This window comes from Cellulomonas telluris (assembly GCF_004886325.1).
GTDB classification, from domain to species: Bacteria; Actinomycetota; Actinomycetes; order Actinomycetales; family Cellulomonadaceae; genus Cellulomonas; species Cellulomonas telluris.
Genome location: NZ_QXFN01000005.1, coordinates 505,328 through 525,821, shown reverse-complemented (window position 1 = coordinate 525,821; position 20,494 = coordinate 505,328). Strand labels below are relative to the sequence as shown.

General features: G+C 77.3%; 13 protein-coding genes. 9 read left to right on the top strand and 4 right to left on the bottom strand.

The genetic code is table 11. The annotated features are described in order from the left end of the window. The first annotated feature begins 9 nt into the window (after positions 1–9). From FB586_RS18010 to FB586_RS17970, 9 genes are all read left to right on the top strand, one after another. Complete coding sequence (locus FB586_RS18010; protein WP_136520702.1) at positions 10–8,553, top strand: non-ribosomal peptide synthetase; 8,544 nt, start codon at positions 10–12, stop codon at positions 8,551–8,553. After that, entirely contained in the window at positions 8,537–9,244 is a 708-nt protein-coding gene (locus FB586_RS18005) for a thioesterase II family protein (protein ID WP_168800599.1), read from the top strand. Before FB586_RS18010 ends, FB586_RS18005 begins: the two co-directional genes overlap by 17 nt. Continuing rightward, on the top strand, positions 9,241–10,557 hold the full coding sequence (locus FB586_RS18000; protein WP_136520700.1) for an ATP-grasp domain-containing protein: 1,317 nt from the start codon (positions 9,241–9,243) through the stop codon (positions 10,555–10,557). Before FB586_RS18005 ends, FB586_RS18000 begins: the two co-directional genes overlap by 4 nt. Continuing rightward, positions 10,554–11,789, top strand: coding sequence for an MFS transporter (locus tag FB586_RS17995; protein ID WP_136520699.1), 1,236 nt, complete (start codon positions 10,554–10,556; stop codon positions 11,787–11,789). The genes FB586_RS18000 and FB586_RS17995 overlap by 4 nt, the downstream gene beginning before the upstream one ends. Then, positions 11,786–13,009 carry an ATP-grasp domain-containing protein gene (locus FB586_RS17990; protein WP_136520698.1) on the top strand — a complete coding sequence of 408 codons (1,224 nt, stop codon included), beginning with the start codon at positions 11,786–11,788 and terminating at the stop codon, positions 13,007–13,009. Before FB586_RS17995 ends, FB586_RS17990 begins: the two co-directional genes overlap by 4 nt. 53 nt (positions 13,010–13,062) lie before the next feature. Beyond that, a complete protein-coding gene (locus FB586_RS17985) occupies positions 13,063–13,686 on the top strand; it encodes a pyridoxamine 5'-phosphate oxidase family protein (RefSeq protein ID WP_136520697.1) in 624 nt (207 codons plus the stop codon). A gap of 82 nt (positions 13,687–13,768) precedes the next feature. After that, positions 13,769–15,508, top strand: coding sequence for a glycoside hydrolase family 13 protein (locus FB586_RS17980; RefSeq protein ID WP_136520696.1), 1,740 nt, complete (start codon positions 13,769–13,771; stop codon positions 15,506–15,508). Positions 15,509–15,571: 63 nt separating this feature from the next. After that, positions 15,572–16,561, top strand: coding sequence for an ABC transporter ATP-binding protein (locus tag FB586_RS17975; RefSeq protein WP_136520695.1), 990 nt, complete (start codon positions 15,572–15,574; stop codon positions 16,559–16,561). After that, positions 16,558–17,559 (top strand): hypothetical protein, encoded by a 1,002-nt coding sequence (locus tag FB586_RS17970; RefSeq protein ID WP_136520694.1) that lies wholly within the window; start codon positions 16,558–16,560, stop codon positions 17,557–17,559. The genes FB586_RS17975 and FB586_RS17970 overlap by 4 nt, the downstream gene beginning before the upstream one ends. Positions 17,560–17,569: 10 nt before the next feature. Here the strand turns inward: FB586_RS17970 and FB586_RS17965 are convergent, their stop codons facing one another. The 4 genes from FB586_RS17965 to FB586_RS17950 all read right to left on the bottom strand — a co-directional run bounded on the left by FB586_RS17965 (position 17,570) and on the right by FB586_RS17950 (position 20,493). Continuing rightward, entirely contained in the window at positions 17,570–18,103 is a 534-nt protein-coding gene (locus tag FB586_RS17965; RefSeq protein WP_136520693.1) for a hypothetical protein, read from the bottom strand. An 87-nt stretch (positions 18,104–18,190) separates the two neighbouring features. After that, positions 18,191–18,844 carry an AMIN-like domain-containing (lipo)protein gene (locus FB586_RS17960; protein WP_136520692.1) on the bottom strand — a complete coding sequence of 218 codons (654 nt, stop codon included), beginning with the start codon at positions 18,842–18,844 and terminating at the stop codon, positions 18,191–18,193. A gap of 77 nt (positions 18,845–18,921) precedes the next feature. After that, entirely contained in the window at positions 18,922–19,956 is a 1,035-nt protein-coding gene (locus FB586_RS17955; protein WP_136520691.1) for an NAD(P)/FAD-dependent oxidoreductase, read from the bottom strand. A gap of 9 nt (positions 19,957–19,965) precedes the next feature. Next, positions 19,966–20,493, bottom strand: a complete 528-nt coding sequence (locus FB586_RS17950; protein WP_136520690.1) for an isoprenylcysteine carboxyl methyltransferase family protein — start codon at positions 20,491–20,493, stop codon at positions 19,966–19,968. Position 20,494 lies beyond the last annotated feature (1 nt).

Here is a 20,494-nt window from a genome sequence, read left to right as displayed (position 1 = left end):
GGGGCACCGATGCCGACGACTGTCGTCGACGCCCTCGTCCGTGCCGCCGCCGCCGCCGACGACGGCACCCGGGGCCTGTACTGGTGGGAGCCGCGCGCGGACCGCGGGACGCGTGTGGGGCACCGCGAGCTCGACGCCCGGTGCCGCGCGGCCGCCGCACGGCTGCGCGCCGACCTGCGGCCGGGCAGCCGTGTGCTCCTCGCGCACCCGGCCTCGCTCGACTACCTCGTCGCGTTCCTGGGCTGCCTCTACGCCGGCATGGTCCCGGTGCCCGCCTACCCGCCCGCGGGCGGGCGGTGGGAGCGCGTGGACGCGATCGCGCGGGACTGCGGGGCGGCCGCGGTCGTCACGTCGGCCGCGCTGCGCGACCAGGTCCGCGCGTGGCGGGACGCCGAGCCCGGGGCCGGCCGGCCTGCCGTCGTGCTCACCGGCGAGGACCTCGGCGCCGCCGACGTCTCCGCGGTCTCCGCCGGCGGCGACCCGGTGGCCGCGGCGCCCGACGACGTGGCGTTCCTGCAGTACACGTCCGGCTCGACGAGCGCGCCCAAGGGTGTCGTCGTCACCCACGGCGCGCTCGCGGCGAACGAGCGCGCCATCGCCGAGCGGTTCGGCCACGACGCCGGGACCGTCGTCGTGAGCTGGTTGCCGCTGTTCCACGACATGGGGCTCGTCGGCGGGGCGCTGCAGTCCCTGTGGCTGGGGGCGACGGGCGTGCTCATGGCGCCGGAGACGTTCCTGCGCCGCCCGGTGGAGTGGCTGCGCGCGGTCGACGCGCACCGTGCGACGACCAGCGGCGGCCCCGGCTTCGCCTACGACCTCTGCGTGGCACGGACGACCCCCGGCGACCGGGCGGAGCTCGACCTGTCGAGCTGGCGCGTCGCGTTCCACGGTGCCGAGCCGGTGCGCGCCCGCACGCTGGACCGTTTCGCGCGTGCGTTCGCGGGCAGCGGCTTCCGGGAGGACGCGGTGCTGCCGTGCTACGGCCTGGCCGAGTCGACGCTCATGGTCACCGCCGCGCGTGCGGGGGCGGGAGCGCGCACCGGGCGGTTCGCGTCGGACGCGCTGGCCCAGGAGGGGCGCGCCGTGCCCGACCCGGCGGGCGTCACGCTCGTCAGCTGCGGCGCACCGGCGGCCGGTCACGCCGTGCGCGTCCGTGCGCAGGACGGGACGACCGTGCCGGACGGGACCGTCGGCGAGATCTGCGTCGCGGGGCCGAGCCTCGCGGCGGGCTACTGGCGCGCCCCCGAGGCGAGCGCGGCCACCTTCCCCGTCGGCCCTGACGGCGTCCGCGAGCTGCGGACCGGCGACCTCGGCTTCGTCGAGGGCGGTGAGCTGTACGTCACCGGACGGGCGTCCGACCGGATCGTCGTGCGCGGGCGCACCCTCGCCCCCCAGGACCTCGAGGCCACGGTGGACGAGCTCGGCGCCGGCACGCGCCGGTCCGCCGCCCTGGCCGTCACGGAGGACGACGAGGAGCACGTCGTCCTCGTCGTCGAGGCGGCGGGCCGGCCGGGGCCGCAGGAGGCCGCCGCGCTGGCGGAGCACGTCCGCGCGGCCGTCACCGCGGAGCACGGCGTGCCGGTGCGGGAGGTCGTCGCCGTCCGGCCCGGTCAGGTCGAGACGACCTCGAGCGGCAAGGTGGCACGTCGTCGCACGCGGTCCCGGCTGCTGGCCGGCGAGCTCGCGGAGCTCGGCCGCTCGGCGGTGCGGGAGGCGGCCGACGCGCTCCTACCGGGCCCCGAGGACGTGGCGGGCGACGCGCACGCGTTCGTGCGCGCACGGCTCTCGGCCGCCCTGCGCCGGCCGCTGCAGCCGTCGGACCTCGACGCGAGCGCCCCGTCGCTCGGGCTCGACTCGCTGCAGGTGGTCGCCCTGGTCGCGGAGCTCGAGGACGCGGGCTGGACGGGCGTCGACGCGGCCGACGTCCTGGGCGGCGCGACGGTGCGCGCGCTCGCCGACCGGCTCGTGCGTGCGGACGCGTGCCCCCGACCGGCCACGGGGACGGGGGACGAGGCGCTCACGTCGGCGCCCGCCACCGCGTCCCAGCGCCGCCAGTGGCTGCTGGACCAGCTCGGCGAGGGCCGGCGCGCCGCCGTCGTGCCGGTGGTCGTGGACGTCGAGGGCCACGTCGACGAGCAGGCGCTGCGGGACGCGCTGGCCGCGGTCGCGCGCGGGCACGCTGCGCTGCGCGTGCGGCTGCGCCTGGTGGACGACGAGCTCCGGCAGGAGGTCGACCCGCGGGCGCCGGTGCCGCTCGTCGTGCACGACCTGCGCGCGCTCGGGGGGGACGATCGCGAGCGGGTCGCGACCGAGCTGGTGGACGCCGCCGTCGACGAGCCGTTCGACCTCACGCGTGCTCCGCTGTGGCGCGCCGTGCTGCTGCGGCTCGCCCCCGACGCCGCCCGGCTCGTGCTCGTCCTGCACCACACGGTCGCGGACGGCTGGTCGGTGCGTGTCGTGCTCGACGACCTCGCGCACGCGCTGGACGGCGGGACGCCCGACGCGTCGCGCGCCGACGCCTACCTCCGGCACGCCGCCGGGACCGCCACGACGCCCGTGCCGCCGGAGGACCTGGAGTACTGGCGCACGGCGCTGACCGGTGCGCCGCAGATGCTGGACCTGCCCCTCGACCACCGCCGGCCCGTGCAGCGCGGCTTCCGGGGACGCACGGTGCGGCGCGCAGTGGGCCCGGACCGCGCGGACGCGCTCGTCGCGGCCGCGCGCGCCGCGGGCGTGACGCCCTTCGCCGTCCTGTGCGGGGCGGTCGCGACCGTGCTCGCGCGCTGGACCGGGCAGCGCGACCTGCTCGTCGGCGCACCCGTCGCGCAGCGCTCGGACGCGCGCCTCGCCCGCGCCGTGGGACCCCTGCTGACGACGGTGCCGCTGCGGGTGCGCACGGACGCGCAGGCGACGCACGGCGACCTGGCGCGTCAGGTCGCCGACGCCACCCGCGGGGCGCTCGCCCACGCGGTGCCGTTCGAGGCGCTGTGCGACGCCGTGCTCGACCGCGCCGACCCGGCGGTGCCGCCGCTGTGCCAGGTGTTCGTCAACCACCTCGCGTTCGGCCCACCGGAGCGGCACGCGGGCGGCCTGCGGATGCGCGCGCGCCCCGTGCTCGACGTGGCCGCGAAGTTCGACGTGGCGCTGTACCTGGTGGGTGCGGACAGCCCCGGCGCCGAGGCGGAGCTCGTCGTGGTGCACGACGCCGACCTCGTGGAGCCGGCCCGCGCCGAGGAGCTGCTCGACCAGTGCCTGCTCGTCCTCGACGAGGCGGTGCGGCACCCCGGTCGTCCCTGGGACGGCACGCCCCTGCAGACCGACCGGGGCCGCGCGCTCGCGGACGTCACGACCGCCCTGCCCGACGTCCCGGCACCGACGGTCGCGGACCTGCTCACGGCGCTCGAGCGCCACGGCGCCGAGCGGCCCGCGGCGGTGGCGGTGCGCGACGCGGCACGCTCGCTCACCTACGCCGAGCTCGCGGCGGACGTCGACGGGCTGGCCCGCGCGCTGCTCGAGGCGGGTGCGGGCCCGGACGACGTCGTGCTCGTCGACGGCGTGCGGGACGGCCGGCTGCCGGGCGCCCTGCTCGCGGTCCTGCGCGCCGGCGCGGCGTTCTGCGTGCTCGACGCGGGGCTGCCCACAGCCCGCCGGGTCGCGCTGGCGACGCGCGTCGGACCCGCCGTGTGGCTGACCCTGCGGGAGGGCGGCGACGGCGACGAGGACGTCGCACGTGCGCTGGGGGACGGCGTGCCGCGCGTCCCGGTCGACGTCCGGGTCGACGGGCCCGCGCCGGTGCGGGCGACGGCGGGCGCGGCGGGCTCGGTCGTGCTCACCTCCGGCAGCAGGGGCGAGCCGCGTGCGGTGCTCGGCGCGCGCGACGCCCTGACGGCGTTCCTCGCCGAGGAGAGCGGGACGTACGGGCTCGGGGTGGACGACCGGTTCGCGATGCTGTCGGCGCTCGGCCACGACCCGTTGCAGCGCGACGTCCTCACCGCGGTGTGGAACGGCGCGACGGTGCTGGTGCCGCGGGCGGAGGAGTACGCGGACCCCGTCGTGCTGTGGCGCTGGCTGCGGCGGGAGGGGCCGACGGTCGCCCACCTGACGCCGTCGACCGTGCGGTTCCTCGCTACGGGCGCGGGTGACGACGAGGCGGCGCCGACGCTGCGGCTGGTCACGGTCGTGGGCGAGGTGCTCGACCGGGCCACCGCGCGGCTCGCCGCCCGGCTGTTCCCGGCCGCCCGCGTCGTGCAGCTCTACGGGGCGACGGAGACGCAGCGCGTCCTGACGCGCTGGGAGGTCCCGCACGACCTCGACGACGCCCCCGACGTGCTGCCCGTCGGACGCCCGCCCGCCGGCGCGCAGGTCGTCGTCATGACGGAGCGGGGGCTGCCCGCGGGGGTGGGGGAGCTCGGCGAGGTCGCGCTGCGCAGCCGGCACCTCGCGCTCGGCTACCGCGGCGACCCCGGGGCCACCGCCGCGCGCTTCGTGGTGAACCCGTGGCGGCCGGGCGACACGGGCGACCGGCTCCACCTCACGGGCGACCGGGGGCGGTTGGACCCCGACGGGACGCTGCGGCTGGTCGGGCGCACCGACCGCCAGCTGCAGGTCCGGGGGTTCCGGGTCGAGCCGGCGGAGATCGAGGCGGCGGTGGCGGACCACCCCGCCGTGACGGAGTGCGTCGTCCTGGGCGACCGCCCCGGCACCGCCGTGGAGTCGACGGTGGCGTACGTCGTCGGGTCGGCGCTGGAACGCGTCCCCGACGCGGAGCTGCGGGCGCACGTCGAGCAGCGGCTGCCGTCGTCGATGGTGCCCCGCCGCTGGGTGCGCCTGCCGGCACTGCCGCGCGGGGCGACGGGCAAGGTCGACACCGCGGCGCTGCGCGTGGCCGGGGACGCGGCCCCCACGGGCCCCGCGGCGGCCGGTCCTGCTCCCGTCGTGCCCGGCCGCGGGGGGCAGGCCCCTGCCGCCGCGCCGGGCGGGCTCGGGCACGGGCGGACGCACGTGACGGAGCTCCGCCTCGCGGCGCTCTGGGCGGAGACGCTCGACGTCGAGTGGGTGGACCCCGCCGACTCGTTCTTCGCGCTCGGCGGCGACTCGCTGCGTGCGGCCGCGCTGCTCGCTCGCGTCCGCCGTGACCTGGGCGTGGAGGTGACGATGCGCGAGCTCTTCGGCGCACCGACGCTCGGCGGCCTCGCCCGGCTCGTCGCCGGGCGGCGCGCGGCGGCCGACGAGCGCGCCGACCTCGACGTCGTGCTCGAGCCCGACCCGGCGGGACGGTTCGAGCCGTTCCCGCTCAACGACATCCAGGAGGCGTACTGGGTCGGGCGGCTGGCGTCGCTGGACGGCGGCGGGGTCGCGTCGCACTCCTACACCGAGCTCGACGGTCCGGCGCCGGGCGCGACGGCGCTCGACCCGCAGCGACTGCGGCGCGCGTTCCAGCGCCTGGTGGAGCGGCACGACATGCTGCGGTGCGTCGTGACGCCCGACGGGCGCCAGCGCGTGCTCGATCCTGCGCCCCGCGTCGAGGTGGTCGTCCACGACGTGCGGGACGCGTCCGCCGACGCGGTCGAGCGGCACCTGCGTTCCGTCCGGGACCGGCTGTCGCACCTGTGCCGCGACGGCACCTCGTGGCCCCTGTTCGACGTGGAGGTGTCGCTCCTGCCCGGCGGGCGGCACCGCGTGCACCTCAGCGTGGACTTCCTGGTCGCGGACGCCTCGAGCTGGGGGGTGCTCGCACCCGAGCTCACGGCCCTCTACGCGGACCCCGACGCCGAGCTGCCGGCCGTCGGGCTGCGGTTCCGCGACTACGTGCTCGCCGAGCGGGCGCGGGTGGGCGGCCCGGCGTACCGCCGGGCCGAGGAGTACTGGAGGTCCCGCGGCGACCTGCCGCCCGGTCCCGCCCTGCCGGGTCCCGCGGGGCCGGGCCCGGCGCAGCCGCGCGCTCCCCGGTTCCGCCGACGTGCCGCCGAGATGCCCGCCGCCGCGTGGGCGGCGGTCCGGGCGACCGCCGCGGCGGAAGGGGTGACGCCCAACGCCCTGCTGGCGGCCGCGTTCGCCGAGGTCCTCAGCGGGTGGAGCGCGACCTCCCGCTTCACGCTCGACGTGACGATGTCGGGGCGCGAGCCCTGGCACCCGGACGTCCCGCGCCTCGTCGGCGACTTCACGTCGCTCACGCTCGTGGACGTCGACTCCGGCGCCGCACCCGACCTGCGCACGCTCGTCCGGGCGGTGCACGAGCGCCTCTGGGAGAGCGTCGAGCACCGCGCGGTCAGCGGGGTCCGGGTGCTGCGGACCGTCGCGGCGGCCCGCGGCGGCGAACCGCTCGCCGTGCCGGTGGTGTTCACCAGCAAGCTCGGGCTCGACGACGGCGTGGCCACGTCGGGGACGCTGACGTGGCTGGGCGAGCGGGCCTTCGCGCTCACCCAGACGCCGCAGGTCACGCTGGACCACCAGGTGTCGCAGGCGCCGGACGGGCGGCTCGTCTACAACTGGGACGCCGTGGACGACGCGTACGCGCCGGGCGTCGTGGACGCCATGTTCGCCGCGTACGGCCGGCTGCTGACCGCACTGGCCGCGGACCCGACGACGCTCGGGCGGCGATTCGACGACCTGCTCACCCCGGACGAGCGGCGGCGTCGGGACGAGGCGAACGCGACCGGCACCGTCCTGCCGACGGGCGCGCTGGACGCACCCGTCCGACGCGTCGCCGCCGTGCGTCCCGACGCGCCGGCCGTCCTCGCGCCGGCGGCGACGCTCACCCACGGGCAGCTCGACGCCCTGGCCGACGACGTCACCCGCCGGCTCGTCGCCGCCGGGTGCGCCCCGGGTGAGCTGGTGGCCGTCGTCATGGACAAGGGGTGGGAGCAGGTGCCCGCCGTGCTCGGCGTCCTGCGGGCGGGCGCCGCCTACCTGCCCGTCGACGCCGGCGCTCCCGCACGGCGGGTGGCCGACGTGCTCCGCCTGGGGCGGGTGCGCCACGTGCTCACCCAGCCGGGCGTGCCCGCGCGGCACCGCCTGGCCGAGCTCGTGGGGCACGTGCTCGAGGTGGCCACGGCGCCCGTCCCCGCCGCACCGCCGTCGCCCCGCCGCACCGCGGCCCCGGCCGACCTCGCGTACGTCATCTTCACGTCGGGCTCCACGGGGACCCCGCAGGGCGTCATGATGGAGCACGGCGCGGCCCTCAACACGGTCCTCGACGTCAACGCCCGCCACGGCGTGTCGGAGGACGACCGCGTGTACGGCATCTCCGGGCTCGGCTTCGACCTGTCCGTCTACGACGTCTTCGGGCTCCTGGGCGCCGGCGGCGCCGTGGTGCTGCCGCATGCGGAGAGCCTGCGGGACCCGGCTGCCTGGCACCGGGACCTGCACGAGCGGCGCGTGACGGTGTGGAACTCCGCGCCGGCGCTCATGGTCATGCTCGTCGAGTGGCTCGAGCGTCACGGCGAGCGGCTGCCCGACGCGCTCCGGCTCGTCCTGCTCAGCGGCGACTGGGTGCCGGTCGACCTCGCGGACCGCGTGCGCGCCCTGGGGCGTGACGTGCGGGTGGTGAGCATGGGCGGCGCGACGGAGGCGGCGGTGTGGTCGATCGACCACCTCGTCGGCGCGCGCGACCCGTCCTGGCCGAGCGTGCCGTACGGCCGGCCGATGGCGAACCAGCGCTTCCACGTGGTCGACGAGCACCTGCGCACGCGCCCGGACTGGGCGGTCGGACGCCTCCTCATCGCCGGCGCTGGGCTGGCGCGCGGGTACTGGGACAACCCCGCGCGGACGCAGGAGCGCTTCTTCACGCTGCCCGGTGGGGAGCGCTGCTACCGCACCGGGGACCTGGGCCGGGTGCGGCCCTGCGGCGACATCGAGTTCCTCGGCCGCGAGGACTTCCAGCTGAAGATCCAGGGGCACCGCGTCGAGCCCGGCGAGGTCGAGGCCGCGGTCCGCAGCCACCCCGACGTGGACGCCGTCGTCGCGGTCGGCGACGGCACGGGCGCCGGGCGGCGGCTCGTGGCCTACGTCGTCGCACGGCCCGGCTCGCCCGCGTCGACGCAGACGCCGTCGCGGGCGGACGGCGACGTCGACGCGAGCCTGCGCGCCCACGTCGCCGAGCGTCTCCCCGCCGCGCTGGTGCCGTCGGTGTTCGTGCTGCTGCCGGCGCTGCCGGTGTCGACGAACGGCAAGGTCGACCGCGCCGCGCTCCCGCCGGTCCCGGCGGCCTCCCTGGGTGCGGTGCCGCGGACGACGGGACCTGCGCCGTTCGAGGACGTGGTGGCCGAGGCCTTCGACGAGGTGCTCGGCTGCGGACCGGTCGCGGCGGACCAGAACTTCTTCGCCCTGGGCGGGACGTCGCTGTCCGCGATCCGGCTGCAGGACCGGCTGCACCGGGCGACCGGCGTGGAGCTCGCGATGCCCGCGTTGTTCCGCCACGGCACGGTGGCCGAGCTGGCGGCCCTGCTCGACGCGGCGGGCCGGGCCGACCGTGGCGCGTCCCGCCCGACCGCGAGCGCAGCGCGGCAGCGCGGCGAGGAGATGCGGAGGGCACGCGGTGCGCGACGACGCTGACGAGGGCACGGGCAGGCTGCTGTGCCTGCCGCCCGCCGGGGCCGGTGCGGCGTTCTTCCGCTCGTGGCCGGCGGAGGTGGCGGGGCTCCGGACCACCCGGGTCGACCCGCCCGGACGCGGCGCTGCGGGTGGTCGCCCGGCGCGGGCGACGGTCGAGGAGGCCGCCGCGGAGGTCGCGGACGACCTGGGACGCCCACCGCGGCGGTGGGCGGTCTTCGGGCTCAGCTACGGCGCGGCCCTCGCCTTCGCCCTGGTGCACGAGCTGCGCCGGCGGCACGGGGTGGAGCCCGACGTCCTCGTGGTCGCGGGGCGGCACGCACCCCACCTCCCGCTGCCGCGCCCGCCGATCGGGGACCTGCCGGGCCGCGCCTTCCTCGACGCGGTGCTCGGCTACGGCGGCACGGCGCCCGAGGTCGCGGCACGGCCCGACGTCCTCGCCGCGGTCGAGCCCGTGCTGCGCGCCGACGTGCGGGCAGCCGAGCGGTACCGCTGGCCCGGCGGCGACCCCCTGACGTGCCCGGTCACCGCCGTCGCGGCGACCGGCGACGCCCTGGTGACGGCGTCCGCGGCGGGCGCCTGGGCGGCCGTCACGACGGGGCCGTTCCGCGTCGTGCACGTGGCCGGCGACCACTTCCACGCGCGTGAGCCGTCGCCTGCCCTGGTCGCCGCCCTCGCGGGGGACGTGCGGTGAGGGCGTCGACGCCGTCGGTCCCGGCGCGCACCCGCCCCGGGCGTCGGCCCGCCGTCGTGCTGTTCGGTGGCGTCCCGGTCGTGGTGCGGCACGCCGCCCTCGTCGAGGAGGCCCGCCGCCGCGGGCTCGAGGTCCTGGTCGTCACGCCGCCGGGGCCGGCGGTGGCACGCGTGCGGGCCGCCGTCGAGGACGATCCGTCGCACCCGCTCGCGGGTGTCGCACGCTGGCTGCCGGCGGCACCGGTCGTCGACGACGTCGTGGCGAGCGTGCTCGCGGTGCTCGACGAGGTCGACGTGCGGGCGGTGCTGTCGTGCGGCGAGCTCTTCGTGGAGGCGTGCGGCCAGGTGGCGGACCTCCTCGGGCTGCCCGGGCCGGGCCTGCGCGCGTCGCGGGTGTGCCGCGACAAGCTCCTGCAGCGCAGCTACCTCGCCGACCTCGGGCCGCGCAGCACCTTCGTCCCGCCGGGGGCGCAGGTGCCGGCGGCGACGTACCCGTGCGTGGTGAAGCCCACCGGCCGCATGTCGAGCTCGGGGGTGCGCCGCGTCGACGACGCGCGGGCCCTGCGGGACGTGCTCGCGGCGGCGGGCGAGGGGATGCTCGTGGAGGAGCTCGTCGAGGGACCCGAGGTCTCCGTCGAGGCGCTCGTGCAGCACGGCGAGGTCCGCTGGGCCAACGTGACGGCGAAGACGACCACGGAGGGGGAGGGGCCGTACTTCGCGGAGACCGCGCACGTCCTGCCCGCGGCCCTGCCGGCGCCGGCGCACGCGTCGCTGCTCCGCGCGAACGGCGACGTGCTCGCCGCCCTCGACCTGCGTGACGGCATCAGCCACGCCGAGTTCCGTCTGACGCCGTCCGGTCCCGTCCTCATGGAGGTCGCGGCCCGAGTGCCGGGGGACGGGATCACGCTCATGCTGCACCTGGCCACGGGGGCGCCGCTCGAGCCGACCCTGCTCGACCTCGCCCTCGGCGAACCCGTCGACCATCCCGCGCCGCGCCGACGCGTCGGCCAGCGGTTCCTCGGGACCGCGCACGGCGTGCTGCGCGGCGTCGCCGCCGCCGACGGCGTGCCCGTCGCGGTGCTCGCGGACGACGGCGCCTGGCCCGCCCCGGCGCCGGCACGGGCGGACGACCCGTCGCGCACGGTGGCGGTGCTGCGGTGGAAGGCGCTCGGGTCGACGGTGGGCCCGGTGCGCGAGTCGTCCGACCGGGCCGTCTCCGTGCTCGTGGACGCGCCGCTCGACGTCCCGCTCGAGCCGGTCCTCGACGCGGCGGAGCGCACGGTCGAGGTCGAGGTCGAGGCGGTGGACGCATGAGCCGCCGCGTCTGGGTGCTGCTGGCGGCGTTCGCCGTCTCCTGCCTGGGCACCGGGCTCGTCCTCCCCTACACCGCGATCTACCTCGTGTCGCTCCGCGGGCTGGACCCGGCGGTCGCCGGTGCGTTCTTCGGGCTGGTCGCGGGGGCGTCGTTCGCGACGGCGCCGTGGGCCGGTCGGCTCGCCGACCGGACGGGTCCGCGCGTGCCCGCGGCGGCGGGCGCCTGCGCGCAGGCGCTGGGCTGGACCGGTGTCGGGTTCGCGCCGGACGAGCCGCGGCTCGCGGTGTGCGCCGTCGTCATCGGGGTCGGCAACGCGTGCTTCCACGCGTCGTTCACGCCCGTGCTCGCGGCCCTGCTCGGACCGGACCACCGCAAGCGCGGCTTCTCGATGCGCTACCTCGCGATGAACGTCGGCCTCGGGATCGGCGCGGCGGCGGCCGCGCTCACCGTCGAGACGCTCGACGGCCTGCGTGCGTTCCAGGTGCTGTACGTGGCCGACGGCCTGTCGTTCCTCCCGCTCGCGGTCGCGCTGCTCGTCGTGGCACCGCGCGGCGGGCGCCCGGCGGCGGACGCGGCGGCGGCAGGGACGGGCTACCGGGCGCTGCTGCGCGACCGGCGACTGCTCGTGCTGCTGCTCGTGCAGACGCTGCTGGTGCTCGTCGCCTACTCCCAGTTCGACACGGCCGTCCCCCTGCTGCTGACCGAGCGCCTCGCGGTCGCCGCCGGCGTGGTGGGCCTGGTCGTCGCGGTCAACACCGTCGCGGTGGTCGTGCTGCAGCCGACGCTGGGGCGCGTGCTCGAGCGCCTGGCGAGCACGACCGTGCTGGTGCTGTGCGCCGCCGTGTGGTCGGCGGCGATGCTCGTGGGTCTCGCCGTCGGTCTCGTGCCACCGGGTGCCCGCGTCCCGGTCGCGCTGGCGTTCGCGGTCGTCTTCGCGCTCGGCGAGGTGTGCTTCGGCGTGGGGTACCAGCCGCTGCTGACGGAGCTCGCGCCGGCCGGGCTGCTGGGGCGCGCGAGCGCCCTGTCCTCGGTGTCCTGGAACGTGGGTGCCATGGCCGGGCCGGCGATCGGCATCGCGCTGGTCGGCGCGCTCCCCACGGCCGGCTACTGGCTGACGTACGCGGGGATGCTGGCGCTGACCGTCTGCGTGGCGCTGTGGTTGCGGGCAGCGGCGCGGCCGGCGCCGGCCTCGCCCAGCGAGGTGCTGGCGGCGGGGGCGGTGCCGCGGTGACGGGCGACCTGCTGCTGGTCGGTGCCGGCAAGATGGGGGCCCGGTACCTCGACGCGGGCCGTGCCCTGGGGGCGCGTGTCCGCGTGGTCGACTTCCCGACGTTCGTCGAGCGCTCCCGCGCCGTCGCGGACGTCGTGACCGCGCCCGCCACGCTGCTGGACGAGAGCTGGTACGCCGCGGCGCTCGAGCTCGTCGGGGACGAGCCGCCGGCCGGGGTCGTCGGCTTCTCGGAGCCGCAGGTCCTCGCGGCGGCGCTCCTGCAGGACGCCTTCGGGCTGCCCGGTCCGGGGCTGCACGCCGCGGTCGTGTCGCGGAACAAGGCGCTGCAGCGTGCGGTGTTCGGTGCCGCCGGCGTCGCGCAGCCCGAGCACGTCCTGGTGCCCGAGGCGGGGGAGGCGGCCGCGTGGGCGGCGGACCGGTTCCCGGTCGTGCTCAAGCCGGTCGGCGAGTACGGCAGCGTCGGCGTGGAGCTCGTGCGCGACGCCGCGGGGCTGCGCGGCGCGGCGGCGCGGCGCAGGGACGCGGGACGCGTCCTCGTGGAGCGGGCGGTGACCGGACCGGAGTTCTCCGTCGAGGTGCTGGTACGGGACGGGACCGTGCTGTTCACGAACGTCACGGCCAAGGACACGACGGGTCCGCCGACGTTCGTCGAGGTGTGCCACCGCCCGGGCCACCGCTTCCCCGCACCGGAGCGGCACGCGGTCGACGACTTCGTCGCGACGGTGCTGCGCGCCCTGCGGATGCGGACCGGCATCGCGCACGTGGAGCTGCGCATGACGTCCGTCGAGGGGACGGACGTGCGGCGGCCCGTGCTCATGGAGGTCGCGGTGCGCACGCCCGGCGACTTCATCATGGACGCCGTCGGCGCGACCTGGGGGTTCGACCCGTTCGAGGCCGTCGCCGCGCTGGCCCTCGGTCTCGAGCCGCGCGTGCCGCTGCCCGGCACCGCGCCCGTGGCGGCCGCGGCCAGCCGGTTCCTGCTCACGCCCGCCGGGGTGCTGCGCCGGGTGGAGGGCCTGGAGGCCGTGCGGGCCGACCCGTACGTCCGCAGGGTCGTGGTGACCCGGGCGCCGGGGGACCGTGTCACGGCGTCGCGCTCGTCGCTCGACCGGGCCGGTCACGTGCTCGTGGTGGCACCCGACGCGGACATGCGCGAGGCGTCCCTCGCGCGGGTCGACGAGGTGCGCCTGGTCGTCGAGGCGTCCACGGCGGGTGCCTGAGCGCGGCGACGGCCGGCGGTGCCGATACGGTCGGCTCGACGTGAGGAGGACGGATGGCCACGGTCCACGAGTGCATCGACGCGAGGATCCGCGCGTTCGTCGAGGCGCAGCACGTGTTCTTCGTCGCGACCGCCCCGGACGGGCCCGGCGGGCACGTCAACGTCTCGCCCAAGGGGGTCGGCGGCACGTTCGCCGTCCTGGACGAGCGGACGGTGGCCTACGCCGACCTCACGTCGAGCGGTGCCGAGACGATCGCCCACCTGCGCCAGAACGGCCGCATCACGCTCATGTTCTGCGCCTTCGAGGGCCCGCCGAACATCGTGCGCCTGCACGGCCGCGGCCGGTTCGTGACCCTGTACGACGAGGGGTTCGACGCGCTCGCCGCGCACTTCGACGAGACGCGCGGGGTGCGCGCCGTCATCGTGGTCGACGTCGAGCGGGTCTCCGACTCGTGCGGCTACGGCGTGCCGCTCCTGGACTACCGGGGCGAGCGGGACCTGCTGCCCGCGTTCATGGACCGCAAGGGCGCGGACGGGCAGGCGGAGTACCGGCGGCGCAAGAACCGGACGAGCCTCGACGGGCTGCCGGCGTTCGACATGGACCCCGAGCCCGAGCCCGCGGCGGCGCGGCCGGCGGCCGGGGCGGGAGCCGGCGGGGCGGGAGCCGGCGAGCGCTGACGCGCGGCGCCCGCGAGGTGCGTCGACGCGCCGCGGGTGCGAGGGTCGAGGGACCGGTACGAGACCCGCCGAGAGGACGACCGTGACCTTCACGCGCGAGGACGCACCGTGGTGGACCACCGCGGTCGTCTACCAGATCTACCCCCGGTCCTTCCAGGACGGTGACGGCGACGGCGTCGGCGACCTGCGCGGCGTGCTGCAGCGCGTCGACCACCTCGCCGAGCTCGGCGTCGACGTCGTCTGGTTCTCCCCGCTGTACCGCAGCCCGCAGGACGACAACGGCTACGACATCAGCGACTACCAGGACGTGGACCCGCTGTTCGGCACGCTCGAGGACCTCGACGAGGTGGTCGCGGCGCTGCACGCGCGCGGGATCAAGGTCGTCATGGACCTCGTCGTCAACCACACCAGCGACGAGCACCCGTGGTTCGTCGAGTCCCGCTCGTCGACCGACAACCCGAAGCGGGACTGGTACTGGTGGCGGCCGCCGAGGCGCGGGATGACGGCGGGCGAGCCGGGCGCCGAGCCGACGAACTGGGGCTCGTTCTTCTCGGGGCCCGCCTGGGAGCTCGACGAGGCGACCGGCGAGTACTACCTGCACCTGTTCAGCCGCAAGCAGCCGGACCTCAACTGGGAGAACCCCGAGGTGCGGCAGGCCGTCTACGCGATGATGCGCTGGTGGCTCGACCGGGGGGTCGACGGCTTCCGGATGGACGTCATCAACCTCATCTCCAAGGTCGTGGGCGAGGACGGGTCCCTCAAGGACGGTCCCGTCACGCACGGCGCCCTGGGCGACGCGGGCCCGGGCACGAACAACGGGCCCCGGCTGCACGAGTTCCTGCACGAGATGCACCAGGAGGTGTTCGCCGGGCGGCGCGAGTCGCTCCTGCTGGTCGGGGAGACACCCGGCGCCACGGTGGAGGACGCGGTGCTCTTCACCGACCCGCGCCGCGAGGAGCTCGACATGGTGTTCACGTTCGAGCACGTGGGCCTCGACCACGGGCCGGGCGGCAAGTTCGACCCCGAACCGCTGGACCTGCGCGACGTCAAGGCCACCATGGCGCGGTGGCAGGCCGGTCTGCAGGACGTCGGCTGGAACTCGCTCTACTGGGACAACCACGACCAGCCGCGGATCGTGTCCCGGTTCGGCGACGACGGGGAGTACCGCCGCGAGTCCGCGACGATGCTGGCGACCGTGCTGCACCTGCACCGGGGGACGCCGTACGTCTACCAGGGCGAGGAGCTCGGCATGACGAACGCGCACTTCACGTCCCTGGACCAGTACCGGGACATCGAGTCGCTGCGGTACGTCGAGCACGCACGGGCGCTGGGGCACGCCAGCGAGGACCAGCTGCTCGCGGGGCTGGCCGCGATGGGCCGGGACAACGCCCGCACACCGGTCCAGTGGGACGCCTCGCCGAACGCGGGCTTCACGACGGGCGAGCCCTGGATCGGGGTCAACCCGAACCACCGCACGGTCAACGCCGAGGCGGAGCGCGCCGACCCGCGGTCGGTCTTCCACCACTACCGCCGCCTGATCGAGCTGCGGCACACCGAGCCCGCCGTGGCCCTCGGCGACTTCCGCATGCTGCTGCCCGAGCACCCGCACGTGTACGGCTTCACGCGCACGCTCGACGACGTGCAGCTGCTGGTCCTGGGCAGCTTCTCGGGCGAGGAGCAGACGGTCGACGTGCCCGACGGGTGGGACGAGACGGCCGAGCGGGTGCTCGGCAACTACGACGTCGCGGCCGCGCTCGGCGGCGGTGCCGTGACGCTGCGGCCGTGGGAGGCGCTGGTGCTGCGGCGGCGCACGTCGGGCTGACGCGGACGCCGCCGCACGGGTGACGTCGCACCCGGGCGGTGCGGACCGGTACCCCGTGTGCCGATGGGGACCTCGCACGAGGAGGTCGTCATCGGCACACCGGGGGAGCCAGCGGTCCGCGTCCGCGGGCTGCGCAAGACGTACCGCACGTTCACGCTGCGCCGGGTCGTCGCGGTCGACCACCTCGACCTCGAGGTGCCGGCCGGCGGTGTCCACGCGTTCCTCGGGCCCAACGGCTCGGGCAAGACGACGACGATCCGGATGCTGCTCGGCCTGGCGCGGCCCGACGCGGGCACCGTGCACCTGTTCGGCACGCCCGTCCCGGACCGGTTCCCCGAGGTGGTGGGACGTGTCGGCGCGATCGTGGAGAACCCGCGGTTCGTGCCGGGCTTCTCGGGACGGCGCAACCTGCGCCTGCTCGCCACGGCGGTCGGCGTCCCGCAGACCCGGGTCGAGGACGTGCTCGAGCGCGTCGGCCTGCGCGAGCGCGGCGCGGACCAGTTCCGCCGCTACTCCCTCGGCATGAAGCAGCGCCTCGCGATCGCCGCGACGCTCCTGAAGGACCCGGACCTGCTCGTCTTCGACGAACCGACCAACGGGCTCGACCCGGCCGGCATCCGCGACCTGCGCGCGACGGTCCGCGCCCTGGCCGACGAGGGCCGCACGGTGCTGGTCTCGAGCCACGTCCTGGCCGAGGTCGCCCAGGTCGCCGACACCGTCTCCATCGTCGCCGCGGGCAGGCTCGTGGCCGAGGGCACCGTCGCGAGCCTGCTCGCGTCCGGGCGCGGCGCGCAGGTGCGCGTGGGGGTCGGTGACCGGTCGCTCGCGGCGCGGGTCCTGGCGGCGTGCGGCTGGTCGGCCGACCCGGAGGGCCCTGACGCGCTCGTCGTGCGCGGGGCGCCGGGCCCGGCGGACGTCAACGCCGCCCTCGTGCGGGCCGGCGTGCCGGTGCACGCCCTCGGCACCACCGGCGGAGACCTGGAGTCGGTCTTCCTCGAGCTCACGAGCGGCGCCGTGCCGGCGTCCGCGACGCGTCCCCGGGACGTCGCGTGAGCCGGCTGCTGCGGGCGGAGCTCGCCCGCGCCCGCGCCCGCCCCGCGGTGTGGGTCGTCGCCGGCCTCGTGCTGCTGGGCGTGCTCGGGCTCGTGCTGACCGCCTGGTGGCAGACCCGGTCCCCGTCGGCTGAGCAGGTCGCGGCGGCGCACGTCGCCTACGAGGAGGCCGTGGTCCGGTGGGACGAGACGGGCGACGCCCAGCTGCGGGACTGCCGCGAGGCCCAGCGCGCCCTGCCTCCCGGGGACCCGGGGCGGTTCGACTGCGCGCTGCTCGCGCCGGTGCCCGAGGCGTTCCTCCCGCTGCGGCCCGGGCTGTGGCAGCTGGCCGACGAGCGGGTCGACGCCGCGGGCGTCATGCTCGCCCTCGGCGCGTTCATGCTCGGCGCGACGCTCGTGGGGGCCGAGTTCGCCTCGGGTGCGATCGCCACGTGGCTCACCTTCGCGCCTCGGCGCGGCCAGGTGTTCGCCACCAAGGTGGCCGCGGCCGTCCTGGTGACCCTCCCGGTCGTGGCTGCGGCGTTCGTCCTGCTGGCCGTCGCGCTCCTCGTGGTGTGCCAGGTGCACGCGGTGGAGACGTTCTCGCCGGGCGTGCTCGCGACGAGCTGGGTCGACCTGCTGCAACGGGCGGCACGGTGGGCGGCGGTCGCGGTCGGCGGCACGCTGCTCGGTGCCGGGCTGGCGTTCGCGCTGCGGCACGTCGGCGCCGTCCTGGGGGTCGCCGTCTGGTGGCTCGCCGCCGTGGAGAGCGCGCTGCGCCTCGTGCTGCCCGCGGCGGGGTGGCTACCGCTCGCGGTGAACGTCACGGCCTGGACCCGGGGATCCGCCGAGTACGCGGTGCCCGTGTGCCGGCCCGACCCGGCCGCGCCCGGGCTGGAGGTGTGCGAGAACGTCTGGCACGTGGTCGGCGGCGCGCAGGGCGCGGTCGTGGCCGGGTCGCTCGTCGTGCTGGCGCTCGTCCTCGGCCTCGTGTCCTTCCGGTGGCGGGACGTGGGCTGAGGCGAGGGCGTCAGCGCGGGGTGGCGAAGAACGCGAGGCCGGCCAGCGCGGCGGCGGCGTCGGCGGAACCCGTGACGTGCTCCGCGTCGCGTCGCCCGAACAGCAGCCGCAGCAGGTCGTGGTCGTCGCAGGACACGTCGACACGCCGCCCACCCCCGAGGTCCCACACGGACGTCGGCGTCGCGACCGTCAGCCCGGCACCGTCCGCGCCCGCGGCGAGGAACGCGGCGGCGCGGACGAGCAGCGGCCGCCACGCGTCCACCGGTTGCCGGTCCAGCCCCCACGCCTCGCGCAGGTCCGCCTCGTGCACGAGCAGGTCCCACTCGGGCGTCGGCCGGTCCGGTGGCTGCGGCGGGAGTGCCGCCGCGCACCGCTCCAGCTCGTCGGCGAGGTCCGCGGCGGTCCTCCCGCGTCGCTCGCCGACGTGCCGGGCGGACCAGGCCGGTCCGGGAGCCCCGTCCATGCGTCCGTGCACCGCGTCGTGCGCCGCGCCGGCCAGGTGGGCGAGCAGGTCGTGCGCGTCCCAGTCCGGCGTCGCCGGCACGGCACGGCCGAGGGCGTCGGGCGCGGCGGCCCGGGGCGAGCGCGGCCACGCGACGGACCGCGCCGCGGTACGCCGGGCGCAGTGACGTCACCCCTCGTCCTGCACGTCCACCACGACGCGGACCGGGTCCTGGAGCAGGAGGACGCGGAACGGACGCGCGCCGTCGTCCACGCCGACGAACGACTGCGTCTGCGCCTCGAAGGTCAGCGGGCGGGTGACGTGCTCGACGTCGCCGTCGTCCGGGCGCAGGTCCTGCGCGAACTCCTCGTGACCGGTGTCGAACGGGTACCCGGTGCCCGTGATCCAGACCTGGAGGATCGCGTCGCCGTCCACGGCGACCGGCTCGCCGGACGGGTCGTCCACGGCCTGCTCGACGTACCCGACGCGCCAGCCCGGCAGGCCCTCGCCGGCGAGCTCGTAGACGACCCGGTCGAACCCGTCGTGCTCGCCGGTCCGCACGTCGACGACCGTCAGCCGGCCGCCCGCCGGCTCGGTGGTGAGCTCCGTGCCGGGTGCGGAGAACGGCTCGAGCCCCTCCGTGGGCTCGGGCGTCCCGGTCGCCGTGGGCAGCGGGTCGTCGGACGCCGTCGGGCTCGGCGTCGGGGCCGGGCTCGCCGTGGCCGTCACCGTCGCGGTCGCGGTGGGTTCCGCGCCGGGGGAGCCGCCCGAGCAGGCCGCCGTCGTGAGTGCGACGACCGCCACCGCGATCGTCCCCGTCGTCCTGCGTGCCGTCGTCCGCATGCCGCACCGCCCCTCGTCGTCCGGTGCCCCCACCGTAGGCGGCGCACCGCGCCCACCCGCGGCGCGGGCGCGCCGCGTCACCGGGCCAGGCGCTCCACCACGGTGGCGAACAGCGCGGGGGACCGGCGCGCCACGGGGACGAGCGCCGGACGCAGCGGTGACGTCGCCCACGCGACGAGGGCCGACGTGAGCACGCGGTAGTCGCGCGTCGCCACGCGCCAGGCGCGCTCGTAGGCCTCGGGGTCGTCGAGCGTGGCGACCGCGGCCCGGGCCTGCGCGAAGCCGACCCGCAGCCCCTCGCCCGTGAGGGCGTCCACGTACCCCGACGCGTCCCCGACCAGGCGGACCGGCCCGACGGCGCGTCGGGTGCTGCGCTGCCGGAGCGGGCCTGCCCCGCGGAGGGGACCCGCGGGATCGGCGCCGTCGAGGTGGGCGGCGAGCTCCGGGAGGGCGGCGAGCGTCGCCGGCAGGTCGGCGCCCCGCGGCCCGAGGACGGCCACGCCGACGAGGTCCGGCGCGACCGGCGTCACGTACGCCTCGGCGTCCGGGGACCAGTGCACCTCGACCAGGTCGGTCCAGGGCGCGAGACGGAAGTGCCGGCGCAGCCCGTACCGGCGGCGGTCGACCCCCTCGGGACGCCGCGGGGCGGGGGGCTCCAGGCCGAGCCGGCGGCGCACGGTCGAGTGCAGCCCGTCGCAGGCGAGCAGGTGCCGCGCCGAGACGTCGCCGGCGACCACGCCGCCGGCGGTCAGCCGGACGTCGTCGGCGCGGCGCGCCACGGTGACGGCACCCAGGTCGGCGGCGCGGGCGCGCAGCGCGTCGTGCAGGACCGTGCGGCGCACGCCCCGCCCGGCCGGGCCGCGGAAGCGGTGGTCCACGTGGCCGGCGGGGGAGCGGTAGCTGATGCCGGCGAGGGGGTGCCCCGCCGGGTCGACGTCCCAGCCCCGCAGGAGCCGGAGCGCGCCGGGCATGAGGCCCTCGCCGCACGCCTTGTCGACCGTGCCCTGCCGCGGCTCGAGGACGACGACGTCGAGCCCGCGCAGCCGCGCCTCGACGGCCGCGGCCAGGCCGACCGGACCGCCGCCGACGACGAGGACGTCCGTGTCCGGCACGCGCGGCCCCTACGCGTCGGCGGTCGCGGCGCGCAGGGCGCGCTCCTCCGCGGGGATGCGGAAGCGCAGCAGCAGCACGGCGTTGAGGACGGTGAACGCGAGCGCCGTCACCCAGGCGGTGTGCACGAGCGGCAGGGCGATCCCCTCGACCACGACGGCGACGTAGTTCGGGTGGCGGAACCAGCGGTACGGGCCGCGGGCCACCAGCGGGAGCCCGGGGACGACGATGACGCGCGTGTTCCAGCGGGGGCCGAGCGTCGCGATGCACCACCACCGCAGGGCCTGGCTCGCCACGACGAGCGCGAGCGCGGGCCAGCCCAGCCAGGGCAGGAACGGGCGGTCCGCGACCAGCACCTCGACCACGCACGCGACCAGCAGGCCGGTGTGCAGCGCGACCATGGCGGGGAAGTGCCCGCGGCCGCTCTCCACCCCGCCCCGCTCGAACGACCAGCGCGCGTTGCGGGACGAGACGACCAGCTCGGCCAGGCGCTCGACGGCCGTGAGCGCGACGACGACGACGACGTAGAGGGTCAGCACG

Bases quoted from the DNA above. Each gene is read 5' to 3' on its own strand.
- FB586_RS18010 (WP_136520702.1), top strand. From the start codon at position 10: ATGCCGACGACTGTCGTCGACGCCCTCGTCCGTGCCGCCGCCGCCGCC.
- FB586_RS17960 (WP_136520692.1), bottom strand. From the start codon at position 18,844: ATGCGGACGACGGCACGCAGGACGACGGGGACGATCGCGGTGGCGGTC.
- FB586_RS17975 (WP_136520695.1), top strand. From the start codon at position 15,572: ATGGGGACCTCGCACGAGGAGGTCGTCATCGGCACACCGGGGGAGCCA.
- FB586_RS17995 (WP_136520699.1), top strand. From the start codon at position 10,554: ATGAGCCGCCGCGTCTGGGTGCTGCTGGCGGCGTTCGCCGTCTCCTGC.
- FB586_RS17985 (WP_136520697.1), top strand. From the start codon at position 13,063: ATGGCCACGGTCCACGAGTGCATCGACGCGAGGATCCGCGCGTTCGTC.